A 19,610-nucleotide genomic window follows, 5' to 3' on the forward strand; every position below is an offset into this window, starting at 1 on the left:
GCTAGTGAGCTTGTTGTGGTGAGCAAGCTTTTTTTGTAGTGAGCAGGCTTGCTGTGGTGAGCGGGCTTGCCCCGCGCTGGGCTGCGAAGCGGCCCTAAAACCAGTCACCGCGTTCAGGCAGGCAGGATAATGGCGGTGGCCTTATGAGGGGCCGCTACGCGCCCCAGCGCGGGGCAAGCCCGCTCACCACAAAAAGCCTGCTCACCACAACAAGCCCGCTCACCATAAAAAAAAGCTTGCCCACCACAAAAAGTCCGCGGGCCACAACAAAGCCTGCCAGCCACACCGCCATTTGATGCCCTGTACCTACTCGACCTCCACCCGCAACACCTCCACCCCCAACTGCTCATACGCCTCCACACTCGGCACATGCCACTCGGTGATCAACGTGTGAATACGGTTGCACGGCGCCACCACAAACGGTTCCACCGCACCGAGTTTGTCGGCCGTGGTCACCGCCACCACATGGGAGGCGCTGTCGAGCAGGGCCTGCTTGACCGCGACTTCATCAAAATGCAGCGAGCTGATGCCCACTTGCGGATGCAGTGCGCACACCCCGGTAAACAGCAGGTCGGCCTTGATGCCCTGGATCAGGCGCACCGCCTCGTGACCGCTGGTGGACAAGGTGGCCGGGTTGAGTTGGCCGCCGGCAAGTATCACTTTTACATCGCGGTGGTCGGCCAGGGCGATGGCGATCATCGGTGACGGCGTGACCACCGTGAGGCGGATCGAATGCGGTAATGACTGGGCGATCTGCAAGGTGGTGGAGCCGGAATCGAACAGCACGATCTGGCCGTCTTGCACCTGGTCGGCGGCGAGTTGCGCGAGTTGACGCTTGGCTTCATTGGTCTCACCGACGCGGGTGAAGAAGTCCTTGCCGGTGTCCTTGGGCCGGGGCAGGGCGCCACCGTGCACGCGCTGCAACAGGCCGGCGGCGGCGAGTTCGCCGAGGTCGCGGCGGATGGTGTCCTGGGACACGGCGAAGTGCTCCACCAACTCCGAGGCAGTGACTTTGCCGTCGCGTTCCAGCAGTAACAGGATCTTTTGTTTGCGCAGGGAAGGCAGGTCGATGGCGTGATGGGTGTTGTGCATGTTTGTGCGCTTTTTTGCGGGTTTGTGCGAGATTAATCTGCAGTCGATATAAACGCAATGGCTGGTTGCCCACCCGTGGGGCGGTTACTCTCTGCGCTCAGTTCAGGGAGAGGTGACCTAGATGTCGTTGATTACAACCATCGAAGATTTACGCAAGCTGGCGCAAAAGCGGGTGCCACGGATGTTCTACGATTACGCCGATTCCGGGTCCTGGACTGAAAGCACCTACCGCGCCAATGAAAGCGATTTTGCCCGGATCAAATTCCGCCAGCGCGTGGCGCGCAATATCGATGAACGTTCGATCCGCGCCACCATGCTCGGCCAGGACATGGCCATGCCCGTTGCCTTGGCCCCCACCGGTCTGGCGGGCATGCAGCATGCCGATGGCGAGATTCTTACCGCCCGGGCCGCCGCCGCGTTTGGCCTGCGCTATACCTTGTCGACCATGAGTATCTGCTCGTTGGAGGACATCGCCGAACAGGTCGGCAAGCCGTTCTGGTTCCAGCTGTATGTGATGCGCGACCGTGGCTTTGTCGAGCAATTGATCGAACGTGCCAAGGCGGCCGGCGTGGACGCACTGGTGCTGACCCTGGACCTGCAGATCCTCGGGCAGCGTCACAAGGATTTGATCAACGGCTTGTCGGCACCGCCCAGGTTGACCTTGCCGAACCTCCTCAACATGGCCACCAGGCCGCGCTGGGTGATGGGCATGCTCGGTACCCGGCGGCGTGGCTTCGGCAATATCGTCGGGCATGTGAAGGGCGTCGCGGACATGCGGTCGCTGTCGTCGTGGACCGCCCAGCAATTCGACCCGCGCCTGAGCTGGGACGATGTGGAATGGATCAAGCAGTGCTGGGGCGGCAAGCTGATCATCAAGGGCATCCTCGATGTGGAAGACGCGCGCCTGGCCGCCAATTCCGGTGCCGATGCACTGGTGGTGAGCAACCACGGTGGCCGCCAGTTGGATGGTGCGCCGTCGAGCATCAGCCAGTTGCCGGCGATTGTCGACGCGGTGGGCGAACGCATTGAGGTGTGGCTCGATGGCGGCATTCGCTCCGGCCAGGACGTGCTCAAGGCGATGGCACTCGGCGCCAAGGGCACCATGATCGGTCGCCCGCATTTGTATGGTCTGGGCGCGATGGGCGAAGCAGGGGTGACCAAGGCACTCGAGATCATCGCCCGTGAATTGGACGTGTCGATGGCGCTGTGTGGCTATAACGATATACGCGATGTGAATCGCGAGATTCTGCTGCCGGGTACATTTCCAGAAACCGTTTAATCAGCAAAAAAATCGTAAAAAAATAAAAAGAGTTGTCCACGAAAACCGTGGGTATCTCTGTGGATAACTTTGCGAACGCCCGGCAGGGTTGGCGATTTAACCAAAGGTTAATATTTGATCAACTGCCGGCGAGGGCCAGTATGGGCAGGGTTTGCGCTTGACAGCCCAGCGCGAACCCAGTGCCGAAAAACGGATTTATGACTCGTTGTCACGGCCGGTTGTGTGGGTGACAACCTGGGCGGGCATCTTCGCTTGCATCAGGTTGTCGAGTGCCTGGCGATAGCTGCGACCGGCCAGGCTCATGCTGTTGTTGTGGCTGGCACCCGGCACCAACAAGAGGCGCTTGGGTTGCCGGGCCGCTTCAAATAGTTGCTCGCTGAAACGGGGCGGCACATAGCGATCATCCAGGCCATGCACCACCAGCAATGGCATATGGATATCGGCGATCTTGTCGATGGAGTCGAACTTCTGCGACAGCAACCAACGCACCGGCAGCGAGGTGTTGGCCACCGCCGTGGCCACATCGGCCAGGGAGGTGAAGGTGGACTCGATCACCAGCCCACGTACCGGCAGTGGCGTTTGCTTGCCCAGTTCGGCGGCCAGGTCGATGGCTACCGCGCCGCCGAGGGAGTGCCCGTAGATCAGGCGCTTGCCGGGGTCCGGCTGCAGCACCTGGAAGCGTTCCCAGGCGATGCGCGCGTCTTCGTAGACCGTGGTTTCCGAGGGCAGCTCGCCGTGGCTCTGGCCAAAACCGCGATAGTCGATGGCCAGCACCGAGTAACCCAGGGCGTGCAACTGCTCGATGCGAAACAGCTGCCCGGTGAGGTTCCAGCGTACGCCATGCAGGTAGAGGATCGCCGGTGCGTCCTTGTTGGCTGCCGGGTACCACCAGCCATGAATGTTCTGCCCCGATTTGAAACTGGCGGGCTTGAGCTCGAATTCCTGCACCGCCTTGGGCAAGCCGCTGTACCAACTGGCGGTGCCGGGTTCGATGCGAAACACCAGCTCGCGCTCCTTGTGTTGCAGCACCGCGCAGCCCACGGGCAGGCCGACGATCAACAGTGCCATGCACAGCAGGGGAAACCAGCGCAGGCTCAGGCGCGATAGAAAACGAGAGGGCATGGAGATTCCTGGGCAAAGGTGAAGCTGGGGTTTTACCAGATGGCCTGCACAGGCAGGTATAAATTCGACGGCCGCGCAGGGGGATTGCTTGCAAAGTGTTACAGCATTTGACGCCATTGATGTCGGCGCGACATGCTCGTGCTCTTTTGAGCAAAGGCCTGACCATGGACAACAGCCCCGTTCGTATCACCGCCGAAGAGACCCTCTCGGACAACTGGTACCTGCTGAAAAAATACAGCTTCGACCTGCGTCGCCGCGACGGCAGTTGGCAAGCCCAGACCCGCGAGGTGTATGACCGCGGCAATGGCGCGACCATCCTGCTGTACAACCGCGAGCAACGCACGGTGTTGCTGATTCGCCAGTTCCGCATGCCCACCTTCGTCAATGACTACCACGGCTATCTGATTGAAGCGGCGGCGGGGCTGCTGGACAACGCCAGCCCCGAAGAGCGCATTCGCCTGGAGGCCGAGGAAGAGACCGGCTACCGCGTCGGCCATGTAGAGAAGATCTATGCGGCGTTCATGAGCCCGGGGTCGGTCACTGAGCGGATTCACTTTTTTCTCGGCGAGTACCAGCCGGGGGACCGGGTCGGCCATGGCGGCGGCCTGGAAGAGGAGGGCGAGGACATCGAGGTGCTGGAGCTGGGTTTCGAGCAGGCACTGGCCATGGTGCAGAGCGGCGAGATCGCCGACGGCAAGACCATCATGCTGTTGCAGCACCTGGAGTTGCGCATGTTGAAAGAAGGCTGGTGAGCCCTTTCCAGCGCTCCCCCTTAAACAGCACGTACATGCAATTTTCCTGACGCTGTCCTCGGCAAACTCCCCTCATCGCTGATATTTCAAGGCAGAGGGGCATCCCATGGACCCAGCACCACAGACAGGGCCCGACGAAGTCGTCACCCTGGTCGTCAAACACCTGATCAAGGCCGGCCGCGAAGCCGACTACGAAGCCTGGCTGCGCCGCACCGTGCGCATCGCCGGCGAGCGTCCCGGCCACCTCGGTGTGGATGTGGTGCGCAGCAAACAGAACGGCCTGACGCTGTTCACCTGCGTATTGCGCTACCGCTCCACCGACGACCTGGAAACCTGGCTCAATTCCCCCGAGCGCAACACCCTGATCGCCGAAGCCACGCCGATGCTGGCCGACGGCGACAAGACCGAAATCGGTGCGCTCAACGAGTTCTGGTTCACGCCCCTGGCCGACAGCGCCGCCAAGCCGCCGCGCTGGAAGCAGGCGGTGGTGACCCTGTGCGTGATCCTGCCGCTGACCCTGCTGGTGCCGATCGTGTGGGCCCCGATCCTCGGCCTGCACCCGTTCCTCTCCAACTACGTGGTCGCGACCTTCCTGGTCACCGTGACCATCGTCCTGCTGGTGGTCTACCTGCTGATGCCGGCCGCCACCCGCCTGTTCGCTCCCTGGCTTGAAGCCTCTGTAAAGGAAACCCTATGAACGCCGATCTGATTCTGTTCAATGGCCAGTTCCACACCGTGGACCGAGAAAACCCGCGGGCAACCGCCGTTGCCATCCGCGAGGGGCGCTTCGTTGCCGTCGGCACCGATGGCGAGGCCATGGCCCTGCGTGGCAGCGGCACCCAGGTCATCGACCTCAAGGGCCGCACCGTGATCCCCGGTCTCAATGACTCGCACCTGCACCTGATCCGTGGCGGGCTGAACTACAACCTCGAGCTGCGCTGGGAAGGCGTGCCGTCCCTGGCCGATGCCCTGCGCATGCTCAAGGAGCAGGCCGACCGTACCCCGACGCCGCAATGGGTGCGGGTGGTCGGTGGCTGGAACGAATTCCAGTTCGCCGAAAAACGCATGCCGACCCTGGAAGAACTCAACCAGGCCGCACCGGACACCCCGGTGTTCGTGCTGCACCTGTATGACCGTGCCTTGCTCAACCGCGCCGCCTTGCGCGTGGCCGGCTACACCAAGGACACGCCGAACCCGCCGGGCGGCGAGATCGTGCGCGACAGCCACGGCAACCCCACCGGCATGCTGGTGGCGCGACCCAACGCGATGATCCTCTACTCGACCCTGGCCAAAGGCCCGAAACTGCCGCTGGAATACCAGGTCAACTCCACCCGCCAGTTCATGCGTGAACTCAATCGCCTCGGCCTGACCAGCGCCATCGATGCCGGCGGTGGTTTCCAGAACTACCCCGATGACTACGCGGTGATCGAGCAACTGGCCAAGGATGAGCAACTGACGGTACGCATCGCCTACAACCTGTTCACCCAGAAGCCCAAGGAAGAACTCAGCGACTTCAAGAACTGGACCGGCAGCGTCACCCTGCACCAGGGTGATGACTACCTGCGCCACAACGGCGCCGGTGAAATGCTGGTGTTCTCGGCGGCGGACTTTGAAGACTTCCTCGAACCCCGTCCCGACCTGCCGCTGACCATGGAGCAGGAGCTGGAACCGGTGGTGCGCCATCTGGTGGAGCAGCGCTGGCCGTTCCGCCTGCATGCCACCTATGACGAGTCCATCTCGCGCATGCTTGACGTGTTCGAGAAGGTCAACCGCGACATCCCGTTCAATGGCTTGCCGTGGTTCTTCGACCATGCCGAAACCATCACGCCGAAGAATATCGAGCGGGTCCGCGCCCTCGGTGGCGGTATCGCGATCCAGGACCGCATGGCGTTCCAGGGCGAATACTTTGTCGAGCGCTACGGTGCCAAGGCCGCCGAAGCCACGCCACCGATCAAGCGCATGCTGGCCGAAGGCGTGCCGGTGGGGGCGGGCACCGATGCCACGCGAGTCTCGAGCTACAACCCGTGGACTTCGCTGTACTGGATGGTCAGCGGCCGCACCGTCGGTGGCCTGGAGCTGCACGCCGAAGGCCTGCCGCGCCTGACCGCGCTGGAGCTGTTCACCCATGGCAGCGCCTGGTTCTCGTCCGAGCAGGGCAAGAAAGGCCAGATCAAGGTCGGCCAACTGGCGGACGTGGCGGCGCTGTCGGCGGACTTTTTCAGCGTCGATGAAGAAGCCATCAAGTGGATCGAATCGGTGCTCACCGTGGTTGGCGGCAAGGTGGTCTACGGCGCCGGCGACTTCGAAGACTTTGCACCGCCACGCGTACCGGTGCTGCCGGACTGGTCGCCGGTGGTCAAGGTGCCGGGGCACTGGCGCCCGAGTTCGCCTGTGCAGGCTCAAGTACACCAATGCAGCGGCCCGTGCGGCGTGCATTCCCACAGCCACGAAAAGGCGCGCCTTTCCAGCGTGCCGGTCAGCGACTTCCAGGGTTTCTGGGGGGCGTTTGGCTGCTCGTGCTTTGCGTTCTGATACCTAAACCCACAAAGGAGTTAACCCATGACTTACAAGCGCTTGAACAAAGATGACGCCGTGGTGCTGTTGGTGGATCACCAGACCGGCCTGATCTCCCTGGTGCAGGATTTCTCCCCCAACGAATTCAAGAACAACGTACTGGCCCTGGCCGATGTGGCGAAGTTCTTCAACCTGCCGACCATCCTCACCACCAGTTTTGAAGGCGGTCCCAACGGCCCACTGGTGCCGGAACTCAAGGCACTGTTCCCGGACGCGCCGTACATCGCCCGTCCTGGCCAGATCAACGCCTGGGACAACGAAGATTTCGTCAAGGCGGTCAAGGCTACCGGCCGCAAGCAGATCATCATTGCCGGTGTGGTGACGGACGTGTGCGTAGCGTTCCCGACCCTGTGCGCCCTCGACGAAGGCTTCGAGGTGTTCGTGGTCACCGACGCCTCCGGCACCTTCAACGAAACTGTGCAACAAGCCGCCTGGGCCCGTATGACCGCCGCCGGTGCCCAACTGGTCAACTGGTTCGCCGTGGCCTGCGAGCTGCAAGTGGACTGGCGCAACGACATGGAAGGCCTGGCCAACCTGCTGTCGCCGCGCATCCCCAACTACCGCAACCTGATGAACAGCTACTCGGCGTTTACGGCCAAGTAACCGGTTTTCAAGCCTGTCGGTAATCCCCTGTGGGAGGGGGCTTGCTGTGGTGAGGGGGCTTGTCCCCCGATGGGTTCACTGAGGAATCCGGTGGGTCTGCTTCGCAGACCAGCGCGGGACAAGCCCGCTCACCACAGCAAGCCCCCTCCCACATTTGATTTGTGGTGTGGCGACCATCCAGTTATAAAACAGCCCATCGTCTACCGAGAAGCGACAATGAACCCCTTCGAAGACATGCGCCTGTTCTGCCAGGTCATGGAATCCGGCAGCTTCACCGCCGCCGCCGAACAATTGGGCCTGTCCAAGCAATTCGTCAGCCGCCGCCTGATCCAGCTGGAAGATCGCCTTGGCGTGCGCCTGCTCAACCGCTCCACGCGCCGCCTGGATGTCACGCCCCTGGGCCAGAGTTACTACGAGTCCGCCTTGCGCCTGCTCGGTGACGTCGAGCAAGTGGAGCAGGGCATCGCCGGCCAGAACAGTGAACCGCGCGGCACCATTCGCCTGAGTGCGCCGTTGTCGTTCGCCATGGCGCACCTGGGTTGCCTGTTGCCGTTGTTCCTGCAGCGCCATCCCCAGGTGTCGGTGGAAGTTGACCTCAGCGACCGCCCGGTGGACCTCATCGGTGAGGGCTACGACCTGGTGCTGCGCATCGGCACCCTGGAAGATTCCACCCTCATCGCTCGGCGTATCGCCAGCATCGAGCGCGTGTATTGCGCCAGCCCCGAGTACCTGGCACTGCGCGGTACGCCGCTTAAACCCGAAGACCTCGCCGAACACGACTGCCTGCCCTACGGCCATGGCCGCCAGGTGCAATGGCGCTTCAAAGGCAAGCTGCAAGCACTGAATGTCACCGGCCGTATGCGCGTGAATAACGGCGAGTTGCTGCGCGATACCGCCGTCGCCGGCCTGGGCGTCACCTACCTGCCGACCTTCATCGTCGGCGACGCGCTGAAGGACGGCCGGCTGGTCACGCTCCTCGATGATTTTGCCCCCGAAGCCCTGACCCTGTCGGCGGTGTACCCCCAGCACCGGCAAAGCTCACGGCCGGTGCAGGCGCTGGTGGCGTTTCTGCGCGAACGCCTGGCTAGCGGCTGTTGAACAGCTGGCGGATCAGGTTCGGCGTGCTGCCGGTCCAGCGCTTGAATGAGCGCCGGAAGTTCGCCGCATCGTTGAAATTCAGGTACGCCGCCACCTCATCATTGCTGTAGCCCTTGACCTGGTAAAGGTGCAACGCCACCTGCTTGCGCACCCGGTCCACCTGCTGTTGAAAACCGGTGTCGTGCTTGTGCAGCTTGCGCTTGAGGGTCGCCGGGCTCATGGCGAAGGCCTGGGCCGCCTGTTCCAGGCTGGGCGGCTGGCGCACCTGGTCGCGCAGGTACTCGTAGAGGCAGTCGAGAAAGCTGCCGGCAAAGCCCAGCTGCTCGATCTGCTCGCGGGCTTGGCGGCGCGCCACCTGGCCGGCCGTGGCCGAGGCGCCCGGCCAGGTGCGGGTGAGGTATTCGCGCGGGATCGTCATCATGTCCAGCGGGCGCTCGAAGCGCGTGTCTTCGCCCAGGTGCACCCAGTACTGCTCGATATAACGCGGTTCGGCATGGCTGAAACTGCACGCCCACGGCAGGCGCTCGCCGCTGAGCCATTGGCTCATGGCAACCAGCGAGGTCATGCTGGCTTCCAGCAGGAAACGCCAGTGCTCGCCGGCGCCGCAACTGTCCAGCCAGTACAGGTAGGCGTGGTGCTCATCCAGCTCCAGTTGCAGGCTGGCCAACGGGCTGAGCAGCACCTGTTGCTGGATCAGGATCTCCAGGGCCTGGTGCAGGTTCTGCGCATGGCCAAGGGCGTGGCTGGCGGCACCGTAATAGCCCGGTAGCAGGCGCTGGCCAAACAGGAAACTGCTGTCGTCGGCGTCCAGTAACTTGCGGCTGTTGCCGATCAAGCCGAAAAACTGCTGCGGGCTCAAGTGCGCGGTGCCGGCCAGGATGTCCTCGTGAAACAGCCCGGTGCCGCGCAGCAGGCGATGGCTGTCGATGTCCCGGGACAAGGCCAGGTCGATCAGCGTGGCGGGTTGGTAATGCCCTGGAATGAAGCGGCTGTCGGCTTCATACCAGCTGGTTTTGACGGCCATCTCAGGCACTTTTCGCAAGGGGTTGCTTGGCCCTGGCCAAGGCCAGGTTCAGGCGCTTGAGCAAATCCTGGGGCGGTTCTTCAAGGGCCATGACCACGGCGGTGGTCGCCGCCAGTTGCAGGCGTTCGCCCTGTTGCCGGGTCTTGTGGGCCAGGCCGCGCACCGCTTGCTGCAACTCCAGCGCCAGCTCCTTGGCCTGGCGTTCGCCGGTGTTGGGCAGCAGCACCACAAAACGGTCGCCGGCCAGGCGGCACACCAGGTCCTGGCGGCGCAGGTTGAGCAGCAGCAAATGGCTGAGGGCCTGCAACACCGCGTCGCCTTCGGCATGCCCGTAGGCCTGGTTGATGGCGGCGAAGTTGTCCAGGTCCAGGGCCAGCAGCGACAGCGGTTGTTGCTGCTCGCGGCTGTCCTGCAGGCTGTCGGCCAGCTGGCGCTTGAGGTAGTCGGCGCCGGCCAGCGGCGTGAGTTTGTCGAACAGTCGATGTTCACGGAACAAGCGCTCGCGCTTTTCCATCTGTGCGCTGATCGCCAGTTGTTCGCGGTGCCAGTGGTAGATGCCGATGGTCAGCAGGATCATGCCCACCGGCATCGGCCCGGACTCGAGCCAATGGTCCCAGGTGATGCTGTCGGGCAGGCGGATAAATTCGTCGAGGCTGTCGATCCACCAGGAGAAAAAGATGCACGACAGGCCCAGCGCCAGGTAATTGGTGACGCGCCCGGCGGGGCGACTCTTGAGCACCAGGCCCAGCCATACCAGGGCGAGCAGGGCGGAACCGCCTTCGCCGAAGATATCCAGCCACACCCATTCGCTGACGCTTTTCAACTCGCCGCAGGCCAGGTGCAGGATCAGCCCGAGGTTGGCCGCGATCAGCAGCAACGAGAGTTTCCAGCGGTGGGGCTTGAGCACGGAAAACATGGCCGCAGGTCCTTGGGCAAATGAGTGGTGGGCGCCAGCACAGCAGATGGATGTGACCGTTGGATGACGGTGGAGGAGGGTCGAATCAGCTCAGCTCAAACACACTGGCGATCAAAAAATGTGGGAGGAGCTTGCTGTGGTGAGCAGGCTAGCTGTGGTGAGCAGGCTTGCTGTGGTGAGCGGGCTTGCCCCGCGCTGGTCTGCGAAGCAGGCCCCCCGTATCCTCAGTGAACCCGTCGGGGGACAAGCCCCTTCACCACAGCAAGCCCCCTCCCACATTCGATCTACTGAGGTCATTTCAGCTCATTTCAAACCGGAAATCGGCTAAACCCCCCGGTTTATGGGCCTGCCACAGACCTACTGTCACAGAACCGTCATCCCCCACCCCTAGCGTGCCCTCCCAGTTGCCGGGCCCCTTGCCTGGCGCCAACGGATTCTTGGGGAGGATTGCATGTACAAGCGCACCGGGCTCGTCAGCTTTACGCTTACCGCCTTGGCCCTGGCGATGGCCAGTGAACGGTTGAGCGCCGCCGAAGCGAGCGCCACCGAGCACGTCGAGGTGGTCGGCCAGGCGGCCGCCATCGACCAGGCGCTCAAGGAGCAACGCAGCGCCGACAGCATCAAGAGCGTGGTGCATGCCGACGGCGTGGCCCAGTTGCCGGATCAGAACGTCGCCGAAGCGGCGCAGCGCCTGCCGGGCATCAGTGTGGAGCGCGACCAGGGCGAAGGGCGTTTTGTCAGCGTGCGCGGCCTGGGCCCGGACCTCAACAGCGTGACCATCAACGGCACCCTGGTGCCCGCCCCGGAAAGCGCGCGCCGCGCCGTGGCCCTCGATGTGCTGCCCTCGGAACTGGTGCAGTCGCTGTCGGTGATCAAGACCCTCACCCCGGACATGGATGCCAACTCCCTCGGCGGCACCGTCGATGTGCAAAGCCTCTCGGCCTTCGACCATAAAGGTTTGTTCTACACCGGCAGCAGCGAAGCCAGCTACGACAAGAACACCCACCAGACCAGCCCGAAATTCTCCGGCGCCGCCAGTAACCGTTTCAGCCTCGGCGACGGCATCGACAACTTCGGCGTCGCTGCGGCGCTGAGCTGGCAAAAGCGCGATTTCGGCTCGGACAACGTCGAAACCGGCGGCGCCTGGGACTTCACCGACGGCGCCCGGCTCAACGAGTTCGAACAGCGCGACTACGACATCAGCCGCGAGCGTGCCGGCGGTGGCCTGAACTTCGACTACAAGCCCGACGACCTCAGCAGCTACTACCTGCGCACCCTCTACAGCCGCTACACCGACACCGAAACCCGCAACTCCACCAGCATCGAGTTTGCCGACCCCCAGGCCCCGGGCCAACTGGGGGATGCCGAGGGCAAGCGCAAGCTGAAAAACCGTGAGGAAACCCAGGAAATCCAATCCTATGTATTCGGCGGCGAACGCATGCTCGGCCTGTGGACCTTAAGCGGCCAGGCCGGCTACAGCCAATCCAGCGAAGACAGCCCGGCGCATATCGCCGGCGCCACCTTCGACGGCGGCGACTTTGCCAACAGCGGTTTCTACGACAAGGACAAACCCCGCCCGATCATCGGCAGCGGCTTCTACGACGCCAGCAACTTCAGCCTCGACAAGGTCGACTGGGAAAAACAGAACACCCAGGACACCGAGAAAAACCTGCGCCTGGACCTGGCCCGCGACTATGACCTGAGCGGCTACGCGTCCCAGGTCAAGTTCGGTGGCAAGGTCAGCCGCCGCAACAAGGACAACGACCTGGAAGCCTGGGTCTACGAAGACTTCGACACCCTCGGCTTCAGCGCCGACCAACTCAACCTCACCCGGTTCCAGAAGGGCAGCGTCGACTATCGCCTGGGCAACTACGGCCCCGGCATCAGCCCCAGCGCCATCAAGCAGCTGATCGGCAGCCTCAACCCGGCGGATTTCTATGACGAGACCGAATCGCGGGTCAACGACTTCACCATCCGCGAGGACATCAACGCCGGCTACCTGATGAACACCCTCGACATCGATGACTGGCGCTTTATCGCCGGCCTGCGCTACGAGGGCACCGAGTTCGAAGCCAAGGGCACCGGTGCCACCGATGGCGTGTTCACGCCCACCGAGACCAAGCGCCGCTACCACCATTGGCTGCCGGGCCTGCATGCGCGCTACAAGATCGACAAGAACACCCAGGTGCGCGCGGCCTGGACCAAGTCGGTGGTGCGCCCGACGTTCGGCCAGCTGGCGCCGGGTTTCGTGATCGACGATGACGAAGCCACCTTCGGCAACCCGGACCTCAAGCCCCTGGAATCGAGCAACCTTGACCTGGGTATCGAGCACTTCATGGGCCGCGCCGGGACCGTGTCGGCATTCGTGTTCTACAAGGACATCAAGAATTTCGTCTACAACACCGACCTTGCCGGTACCGGCGCCTGGACCAATTTTTCCGAGGCCCACACCTACGCCAACGGCGACAGCGCCAAGCTCTACGGCCTGGAACTGGCCTACTCACAGAAGTTCGACTGGCTGCCCGCACCATGGAACGGTTTGCTGATCGGCGCCAACAGCACCTTCAGCCGCTCCAGCGCCGATATCGAAGGCTTCGACGCCGCCAGCGGCACGAATCGCAAGCGCAACATCAGCCTGCCCAACCAGTCGGACACCGTCGGCAACCTGATGCTCGGCTGGGAGGACGACAAGCTAAGCCTGCGCCTGTCGGCCAACTACAAGTCGGCCTACCTGTATGAACTGGCCTCGATCAACGACAAGGCCCACGACCTGCACGTCGACGCGCAGACCTTCGTCGACTTCAGCGCACGCTACTCGCTGACCAAGAACCTGCAAGTCAGCTTCGAAGCCCAGAACCTCACCGATGAGTCGTACTTCGTCTACACCGGCCACCGCAGCTACAACGGCCAATACGAAGAGTACGGCCCCACCTACAAAGTGGGCCTGACCTTCACCCATTTTTGAATTCAACACATTTGATCTCCATTGTTTTTGAAGGATTTGCTTGTCCATGAGAATTTCCAAGCTGTACCTGCTGATTGCCCTGGTCACCAGCGGCCATGCGTTCGCCGCCGACCTGGCGCTGACCCCGTGGGCACCCAGCCTGAAGGCCGAAGCCGTGGGCTTCCTGCCCAACACCACCGAGCGCCTGGCCGCCAGCACCCGCGACGGCCTGCAACTGCTCGACAGCCAGGGCGCCGAGCTGGCGCGTTTCAAGGGTAACTTCAGCAGCCTCGACACCCGCGCCGCAGGGGCCCAGGTGCTGGTCGCCAGCCTCGACAACGAGCGCCAGCAGGCGTTGCTGATCAGCCTGGACAGCGCCAGCAAAAACTGGGGCAAACCGCTGTACCTGCCGACCCGCGACTACCCGGTAAATGGCCTGTGCCTGTACCGCGATGCCGCGGCCAACCTGTTTGTGTTCCTGGTGGGCGAAGAGGGCAAGGGCGAGCAATGGCTGGTGGGCAACGGCTCGACGCTGCTCACCGACCCGCAGCGTGTACGGGGTCTGCCGCTGCCACCGTCGGCGCAGTTCTGCCAGGTGGACGATGCCACCCAGCAGTTGCTGGTGAATGAAGAGAATGTCGGCTGGTGGGCCTACCCGGCGCACCCGGAAGCCGAGGTGAAACGCACGCCGGTGGCGCTGTTCGACACTCCCAGGCGCGAAGCCGGGGCCATGGCGCTGGTACCCGGTGGCCTGGTTGCGCTGGACCCGAAGACCGCCCGGTTACACCTGTTCCAGCACACCGGCGAGCGCTGGGTGGAGCAATCGAGCCTGGGCCTGCCGGGTCTGAAAGAGCCGGAGCAATTGGCGCTCAATGGCCGCCAGTTGCTGGTGCGCGATGATGACAGCGGCACGCTCTACCAGGCCAGGCTCGACTGGCAGGCCACGCCCGTCGCGGCGGTGCCGGTGTTGCCGGAAGTCGCGGCCTTGCGCCAGAGCGACCCGGTCGGCCGCCAGGGCGACGCGGCGGATGACCCGGCGATCTGGATTCACCCGCAAACCCCGGCCAACAGCCGTGTGCTTGGCACCAACAAGAAACAGGGCCTGCTCGCCTACGACCTCGACGGCAAGCTGTTGCAGGAACTGGCGGTGGGCCGCCTGAATAACGTCGATGTACGCCCCAACTTCAAGCTTGGCGCGCAAACGGTGGACCTGGCGGTGGCGAGCAATCGTGATCACAACAGCCTGAGCCTGTTCAGCATCGACCGCCAGAGCGGCGAGCTGCGTGAGGCCGGTGAAGTGCCCACGCCGCTCAAGGAAATCTATGGCATCTGCCTGTTCCAGCCCGCCAGCGGCGAGATCTACGCGATTGCCAACGGCAAGGACGGCACCTTCCTGCAATACCGCCTCAGTGCGCCGGACGGCCGTGTACACGGCGAGCTGGTGCGCCAGTTCAAGGTCGACAGCCAACCCGAAGGCTGTGTGGCCGACGACCAGCGCCAGCGCCTGTTTATCGGTGAGGAAGACGTCGGCGTGTGGGCGGTGGATGCGCGCGCCGATCAACCGGCGACGTTGACCAGCGTGATCAAGGTCGGCGCGCAATTGCATGCGGATGTCGAGGGCCTGGCGCTGTACCAAAGCGATAAACATGACTACCTGGTGATCTCCAGCCAAGGCAATGACAGCTACCTGGTGGTGGATGCCGAACCGCCGTTTGCCGTGCACGGCGGCTTCCGCGTCGGCTTGAACGCCGCCGCCGGTATCGACGGTGCGTCGGAAACCGATGGCCTGGAAGTCACCGCCATCAACCTCGGCGGGCCATGGAGCCAAGGCATGCTGGTGGTGCAGGACGGGCGCAAGCGCATGCCTGAGCAGACCCAGAACTTCAAGTTCGTGCCCTGGGCCGAGGTCACCCGCGCATTGAAATTGCCGTGAACCGTCATCAACCGGTCATCACTTTTTAATCGAATGGGAGATTCACTATGCACGCGACGATGGAACATATGACGATCTGGGGTTTGATCAGCGACGCCAGCCTGTTGGTCAAGGCTGTCATGCTCACCTTGCTGTTGGCGTCCTTGCTCAGCTGGTACCTGATTATCCAGCGCGGCAGTGTGCTGCGCCGCCTGGAGCGGCAGTTGAATACGTTTGTGCAGCGCTTTCGCGCCGCGCCGGATCTGCAGGCACTGTCCCGTGAGGTCCAGCAGGCGGGCGAGGGCGGCATTGCGCCGATCTTTATCGCCGGGGTCCAGGAATACCAGCACCTGCACAGCCATGACCCGGCGGTGCTCGAAGGCGTGGAGCGGGCCTTGCAGGTGGCGATCACCGAGCAGGAAATCGAACTGGAAAAGGGCCTGCAATTTCTCGCGACCGTGGGTTCGGTCAGCCCGTACATCGGCCTGTTCGGCACGGTGTGGGGCATCATGAATTCCTTTATCGGCTTGTCCCAGGTGCAACAGGCGACGTTGTCCACCGTAGCGCCGGGCATTGCCGAAGCCTTGATCGCCACGGCCATTGGCCTGTTTGCGGCGATCCCGGCGGTGATCGCCTATAACCGCTTCGCGGCGCGCGGCCAGACCCTGCTCACCCGTTACTACGCGTTTGGCAACGAGCTGCAGGTACGCCTGCACCGCACCCTGCGCGGTACGTCGATCAACCTGGCCGTCGCCGCCTGAAAGGAGCAACTCCCATGTTAGTCAGGCCGCAACGCAAGCACGGGCCCAAGGCCGAGATGAACGTGGTGCCGTATATCGACGTGATGCTGGTGCTGCTGGTGATCTTCATGGTCACCGCGCCGATGCTGACCCAGGGCGTGAAGATCGACCTGCCCAAAGTCGCCGCCGAGGCGTTGGCCACCGACACCCGCCAGCAGATCCTCACGCTGTCGGTAAAGGCCGACGGCGGCTACTACTGGAACCTCGGCGGCGAACTCGATACCCAGCACCAGACCGACAGCGCCGTGAGCCTGGATGAAATGGGCGCCAAGGTCATGCAGGTGGTGGCGGCGCGCAGCGACACCCAGGTCTATATCCGCGCCGACGACAACGCCGGTTACGGCCGTGTGGTCGCGGCCATGGCGGTGTTGCAGAAGGGTGGAGTCAGTAACCTGGGGCTGGTGACCGAGGCCCCGCAATGACGGCGATGATCATGCACAGTCCCACCCTGACGATGGCGCCCCGGGATGCTTCCGGGTTTTGGAGAAACAGCCTCGCCGCCAGCCTGGCGGTGGCGCTGCACATCGGCGTGCTGGCCGCGTTGATGCTGGGCTGGTCGACGCAAAAGCCCGTGGTGGATGCCCCTCGGGTGATGCACACGCAGTTGGTCATGCTGCCACCGGCGCCAGCACCCGAGCCTGAACCGGTGGTGGCTGCCCCCGCACCGCCGGAACCGGTGGTGATACCGGTGCCGGTGCCGGCAAAGCCCGTGGTCGACCCGCAGGTCCAGGCGCAGAAACTCGAGAAAGCCGCCCTGGCGCGTAAACGCGTCGAAGACAAGAAAATCGAGCAGCAGGAACGCCTGGCCAGCGAACAACGCAACCGCGAGCTGGAACAACAACGCCTCGATCAGCAACGCCTGGCCGCTGAAAAAGCCCGGGCTGCCACACCCGCGCCAGCCCCGGCACCCGCCTTCGACAGTCGCCAATACCAACCCCTGAGCAAGGAGGCACCGGACTATCCCGAGCGCGCCCTGGACAAGAACATCGAGGGCGACTGCACCTTGGAGTACAGCGTCAACACCCAAGGCCGCGTGGAAAACCCCAAGGTGCTGGACGGCTGCCACCCGTTGTTTATCCGGCCTTCACTGGCGGCGGCGAACACTTTCCGCTACCAGCCGAGGATCGTTGATGGCAAGGCCGTGGCCGTACCGGCGGTGCGCAATACCTTCCACTACCGCATCAAGTAACGCACTCAGAGGTCATAGCGCACCGACAGCAACAGCGTGCGCGGATCGTTGACCGAGTAATAACGGGCGCCGCTGGACGGCACATAGCCCACCGATTGCGGGTAAGCGCGGTCCAGCAGGTTTTTCACCGCCAGGGTGGTGGTCCAGTGGCCGTCGCCGCTGATGTAGCGAGTGTTGGCGTTCCAGAAGGTTTGCTGCGGCACTTCCTGGATGTCGTCGTTCAGCGCGTTGGCGTAGGACTTGGTCTGGAACTGCGCATCCGTGCCCGCCAGCCAGGTGCCCGGCAGGCCTGCGGGAATGGTGTAGTTCAGGCCGACACTGGCGTTCCAGCGCGGCGAGAACACCAGTTGCTTGCCATTGGCATCGACCCCGGCACCGCTGGCGTTCTGGAAGTCGTCGTACTGGCTCTCCAGGTAGCCGAGGTTGGCGCTCAGTTGCAGGTCGCGGCTCAGGGCGGTGAGGGTTTCCAGCTCGACGCCGTAGGTGTGGGCCTGGCCGACGTTGGTGCGCAGGCTCACCCCCAGCGCCGGGTCGTAGGCGTTGGTCTGCAGGTCTTTGTAGTCGTTGTAGAACAGCGCGACGTTGGCCCGCAGGCGCTGGTCGAAGAAGTCGCCCTTGAAGCCGGTTTCCCAGGTGGTCACGTCTTCCGGCGAAAACGCCTGCTCGGCGGCGGCGCGGGTCGGCGCACGGTTGTCGTATCCGCCGGCCTTGAAGCCCTTGGCGACGTAGGCGTACTGGTTGAGGTGCGGCGTCCAGGCATATTCGAAGCCGATTTTCGGGCTGGTGGACTGCCAGGATTTGCTCGACTCGGCCGCGAAGTTGGTGCCGGTAATCTGCCGGTCGGTATTGATCGCGTAATTGGTGAACTCGAAGTTCTTGTGTTCGCGGGTAAAGCGCAGGCCGGCGATCAGTGACAGCTGCGGGGTGATCTTGTAGGTGCCCTGGCCATACAGCGCGTAGCTTTCGGTGTTGGTGGTGCTGTACTGGCCCTGGCCGATCACCCGGTTGCGTGCGATGGAGTAGGTGAGGTTGTCGCGGTCGGCATCGAAGCGTTCGCGGTACAGGTACAGGCCGGTGCTGAAGCTGAAATCGTCATAGTCGCCGTTGAGCTGGAATTCCTGGGTGGCGTAGTTCTGCTTGTAGAGGATCAGGTTGTTCTGGATCAGCGCGGCCTGCCCCGAGTTGTCGTAGTCCACCGGCTGGTTGAAGGACGACCAGGCAGTGACCGATTTGACATTCAAGTGATCGTTGATCGCATAGATCGCGCGCAACACCGAGCTGCCCTGGTCAAGGCGGTTTTTCGGGTCGAGGCTGCTGTAGCTCTTGAACTTGTCGAAACGGCCGTTGGCGTCGAACGGCGAGTAGCTGGTGGTGTCGCCACGGTCAAAGGTGCCGGCCAGGGTCAACTGCACATCCCAAGGTGAATCCTCCGGCTTGTAGCGCAGCTTGCCGCGATAAGACTGGATATCGACGTTGTTCACATCCTTGCCCCGGGTCGGGTTGGACACCGTGCCGTCGCGGCTCAGGCGGATCGCCGAAAAGCTGCCGAACAACGCGTTGTCCACCAGCGGGCCGCTGATCAGGAAACGGCCGTTCTGCGCATTGTAGTTGCCGGCACCGAGCTCGACGAAACCACGGGTTTCCTGGTTAGGGTCGCGGGTGATCACGCGGATCGCCCCGGCGCTGCTGTTGCGCCCGTACAGGGTGCCCTGGGGGCCGCGCAGCACTTCGACGCGCTCGACGTCATTGAAGTCGAGCATCGAGGAAATCGCCCGGGGGATGTACAAGTCGTCGGCGTACACCGCCACGGCGGCTTCCTGGATCGGGTCGGTTTCACCGATGCCGCGAATGCCATAGGTCTGGGCGCTGTAGGAGATCGACTGGCGGCTGAGGGTCAGGTTCGGCACCTGGCCCGACAGATCGCGCACGCTGCGGATCTGCTTGTCGTCGAGGCTCTTCTCGTCGAAGGCGGAAATCGCCAGCGGGGTTTTCTGCAAGTCTTCACTGCGGTGCTCGGCCGTGACATTGACCACCGGCAGCGCGGCGTCATCGGCGTGGGCGTACGCGCCGAACAGGGCGAGGGAGACAGCAAGGGTGAGGCGATTGGGCGCGGCGATGTGGCTCATGGTAGGTCCCTGAGAAAGTGGTGGTTCAGGCAAGGCCTCCACCTGGTCAGGGGTCGGTGCTGGACATAACAATATGGATAGGAAAGACGTTCGTAAAAGTCTGTTTTGTTATATGCTCATTATTAAAGATATGCAGTTAGTTTTTATTTATGATGCGTATATCTGATGATATTTCTCGC

Annotated in this window: 16 protein-coding genes; 11 read left to right on the forward strand and 5 right to left on the reverse strand. The window is 63.0% G+C overall.

The features are described 5' to 3' along the window. Nucleotides 1-306 precede the first annotated feature (306 nt). Nucleotides 307-1,092: a DeoR/GlpR family DNA-binding transcription regulator gene (locus J1N02_RS31780; protein ID WP_098479250.1), complete on the reverse strand. Its 786-nt coding sequence runs from the start codon at nucleotides 1,090-1,092 to the stop codon at nucleotides 307-309. Nucleotides 1,093-1,213: 121 nt separating this feature from the next. Between J1N02_RS31780 and J1N02_RS31785 the strand changes: the two genes are divergently transcribed. Continuing rightward, the gene (locus J1N02_RS31785) at nucleotides 1,214-2,371 is read left to right on the forward strand and encodes an alpha-hydroxy acid oxidase (protein ID WP_092357281.1); all 1,158 of its coding nucleotides are present in this window, start codon (nucleotides 1,214-1,216) and stop codon (nucleotides 2,369-2,371) included. A gap of 195 nt (nucleotides 2,372-2,566) precedes the next feature. On the opposite strand, the gene J1N02_RS31790 is transcribed toward J1N02_RS31785, so the two are convergent. Further along, nucleotides 2,567-3,493 (reverse strand): alpha/beta hydrolase, encoded by a 927-nt coding sequence (locus J1N02_RS31790; RefSeq protein WP_027607153.1) that lies wholly within the window; start codon nucleotides 3,491-3,493, stop codon nucleotides 2,567-2,569. Between the two features lie 164 nt (nucleotides 3,494-3,657). On the opposite strand from J1N02_RS31790, the gene J1N02_RS31795 reads away from it, so the two are divergent. The 5 genes from J1N02_RS31795 to J1N02_RS31815 all read left to right on the forward strand — a co-directional run bounded on the left by J1N02_RS31795 (nucleotide 3,658) and on the right by J1N02_RS31815 (nucleotide 8,520). Continuing rightward, nucleotides 3,658-4,245 carry an NUDIX domain-containing protein gene (locus J1N02_RS31795; protein ID WP_027607152.1) on the forward strand — a complete coding sequence of 196 codons (588 nt, stop codon included), beginning with the start codon at nucleotides 3,658-3,660 and terminating at the stop codon, nucleotides 4,243-4,245. A gap of 106 nt (nucleotides 4,246-4,351) precedes the next feature. After that, on the forward strand, nucleotides 4,352-4,942 hold the full coding sequence (locus J1N02_RS31800) for an antibiotic biosynthesis monooxygenase (protein WP_027607151.1): 591 nt from the start codon (nucleotides 4,352-4,354) through the stop codon (nucleotides 4,940-4,942). Further along, nucleotides 4,939-6,777 (forward strand): amidohydrolase, encoded by a 1,839-nt coding sequence (locus tag J1N02_RS31805; RefSeq protein WP_027607150.1) that lies wholly within the window; start codon nucleotides 4,939-4,941, stop codon nucleotides 6,775-6,777. Before J1N02_RS31800 ends, J1N02_RS31805 begins: the two co-directional genes overlap by 4 nt. Before the next feature lie 27 nt (nucleotides 6,778-6,804). After that, nucleotides 6,805-7,422 (forward strand): isochorismate family cysteine hydrolase YcaC, encoded by a 618-nt coding sequence (ycaC, locus tag J1N02_RS31810; RefSeq protein ID WP_027607149.1) that lies wholly within the window; start codon nucleotides 6,805-6,807, stop codon nucleotides 7,420-7,422. A 216-nt stretch (nucleotides 7,423-7,638) separates the two neighbouring features. Further along, nucleotides 7,639-8,520, forward strand: coding sequence for a LysR family transcriptional regulator (locus tag J1N02_RS31815; RefSeq protein ID WP_098479252.1), 882 nt, complete (start codon nucleotides 7,639-7,641; stop codon nucleotides 8,518-8,520). Here the strand turns inward: J1N02_RS31815 and J1N02_RS31820 are convergent. Further along, entirely contained in the window at nucleotides 8,507-9,544 is a 1,038-nt protein-coding gene (locus tag J1N02_RS31820) for an AraC family transcriptional regulator (protein WP_027607147.1), read from the reverse strand. The two genes, J1N02_RS31815 and J1N02_RS31820, sit on opposite strands and share 14 nt — an antisense overlap. A 1-nt stretch (nucleotide 9,545) precedes the next feature. Next, the gene (locus J1N02_RS31825; protein ID WP_065941920.1) at nucleotides 9,546-10,460 is read right to left on the reverse strand and encodes a GGDEF domain-containing protein; all 915 of its coding nucleotides are present in this window, start codon (nucleotides 10,458-10,460) and stop codon (nucleotides 9,546-9,548) included. Between the two features lie 451 nt (nucleotides 10,461-10,911). On the opposite strand from J1N02_RS31825, the gene J1N02_RS31830 reads away from it, so the two are divergent. The 5 genes from J1N02_RS31830 to J1N02_RS31850 are packed head-to-tail and all read left to right on the forward strand — an operon-like array spanning nucleotide 10,912 to nucleotide 17,305. Next, complete coding sequence (locus J1N02_RS31830) at nucleotides 10,912-13,425, forward strand: TonB-dependent receptor (RefSeq protein WP_421148312.1); 2,514 nt, start codon at nucleotides 10,912-10,914, stop codon at nucleotides 13,423-13,425. Nucleotides 13,426-13,471: 46 nt separating this feature from the next. Then, nucleotides 13,472-15,337, forward strand: coding sequence for a phytase (locus tag J1N02_RS31835; RefSeq protein WP_368964172.1), 1,866 nt, complete (start codon nucleotides 13,472-13,474; stop codon nucleotides 15,335-15,337). Nucleotides 15,338-15,384: 47 nt separating this feature from the next. Continuing rightward, nucleotides 15,385-16,077 (forward strand): protein TolQ, encoded by a 693-nt coding sequence (gene tolQ / locus J1N02_RS31840; RefSeq protein ID WP_092357273.1) that lies wholly within the window; start codon nucleotides 15,385-15,387, stop codon nucleotides 16,075-16,077. Nucleotides 16,078-16,091: 14 nt separating this feature from the next. Further along, a complete protein-coding gene (gene tolR, locus J1N02_RS31845; RefSeq protein ID WP_027607142.1) occupies nucleotides 16,092-16,538 on the forward strand; it encodes a protein TolR in 447 nt (148 codons plus the stop codon). Further along, nucleotides 16,535-17,305, forward strand: coding sequence for an energy transducer TonB (locus J1N02_RS31850; RefSeq protein ID WP_098479255.1), 771 nt, complete (start codon nucleotides 16,535-16,537; stop codon nucleotides 17,303-17,305). Before tolR ends, J1N02_RS31850 begins: the two co-directional genes overlap by 4 nt. A gap of 5 nt (nucleotides 17,306-17,310) precedes the next feature. Here the strand turns inward: J1N02_RS31850 and J1N02_RS31855 are convergent, their stop codons facing one another. Then, nucleotides 17,311-19,431 carry a TonB-dependent receptor gene (locus J1N02_RS31855; RefSeq protein WP_053130326.1) on the reverse strand — a complete coding sequence of 707 codons (2,121 nt, stop codon included), beginning with the start codon at nucleotides 19,429-19,431 and terminating at the stop codon, nucleotides 17,311-17,313. Between the last annotated feature and the right edge of the window lie 179 nt (nucleotides 19,432-19,610).

The organism is Pseudomonas sp. NFX5 (assembly GCF_049132125.1).
Taxonomy (GTDB): Bacteria; Pseudomonadota; Gammaproteobacteria; order Pseudomonadales; family Pseudomonadaceae; genus Aquipseudomonas; species Aquipseudomonas marginalis.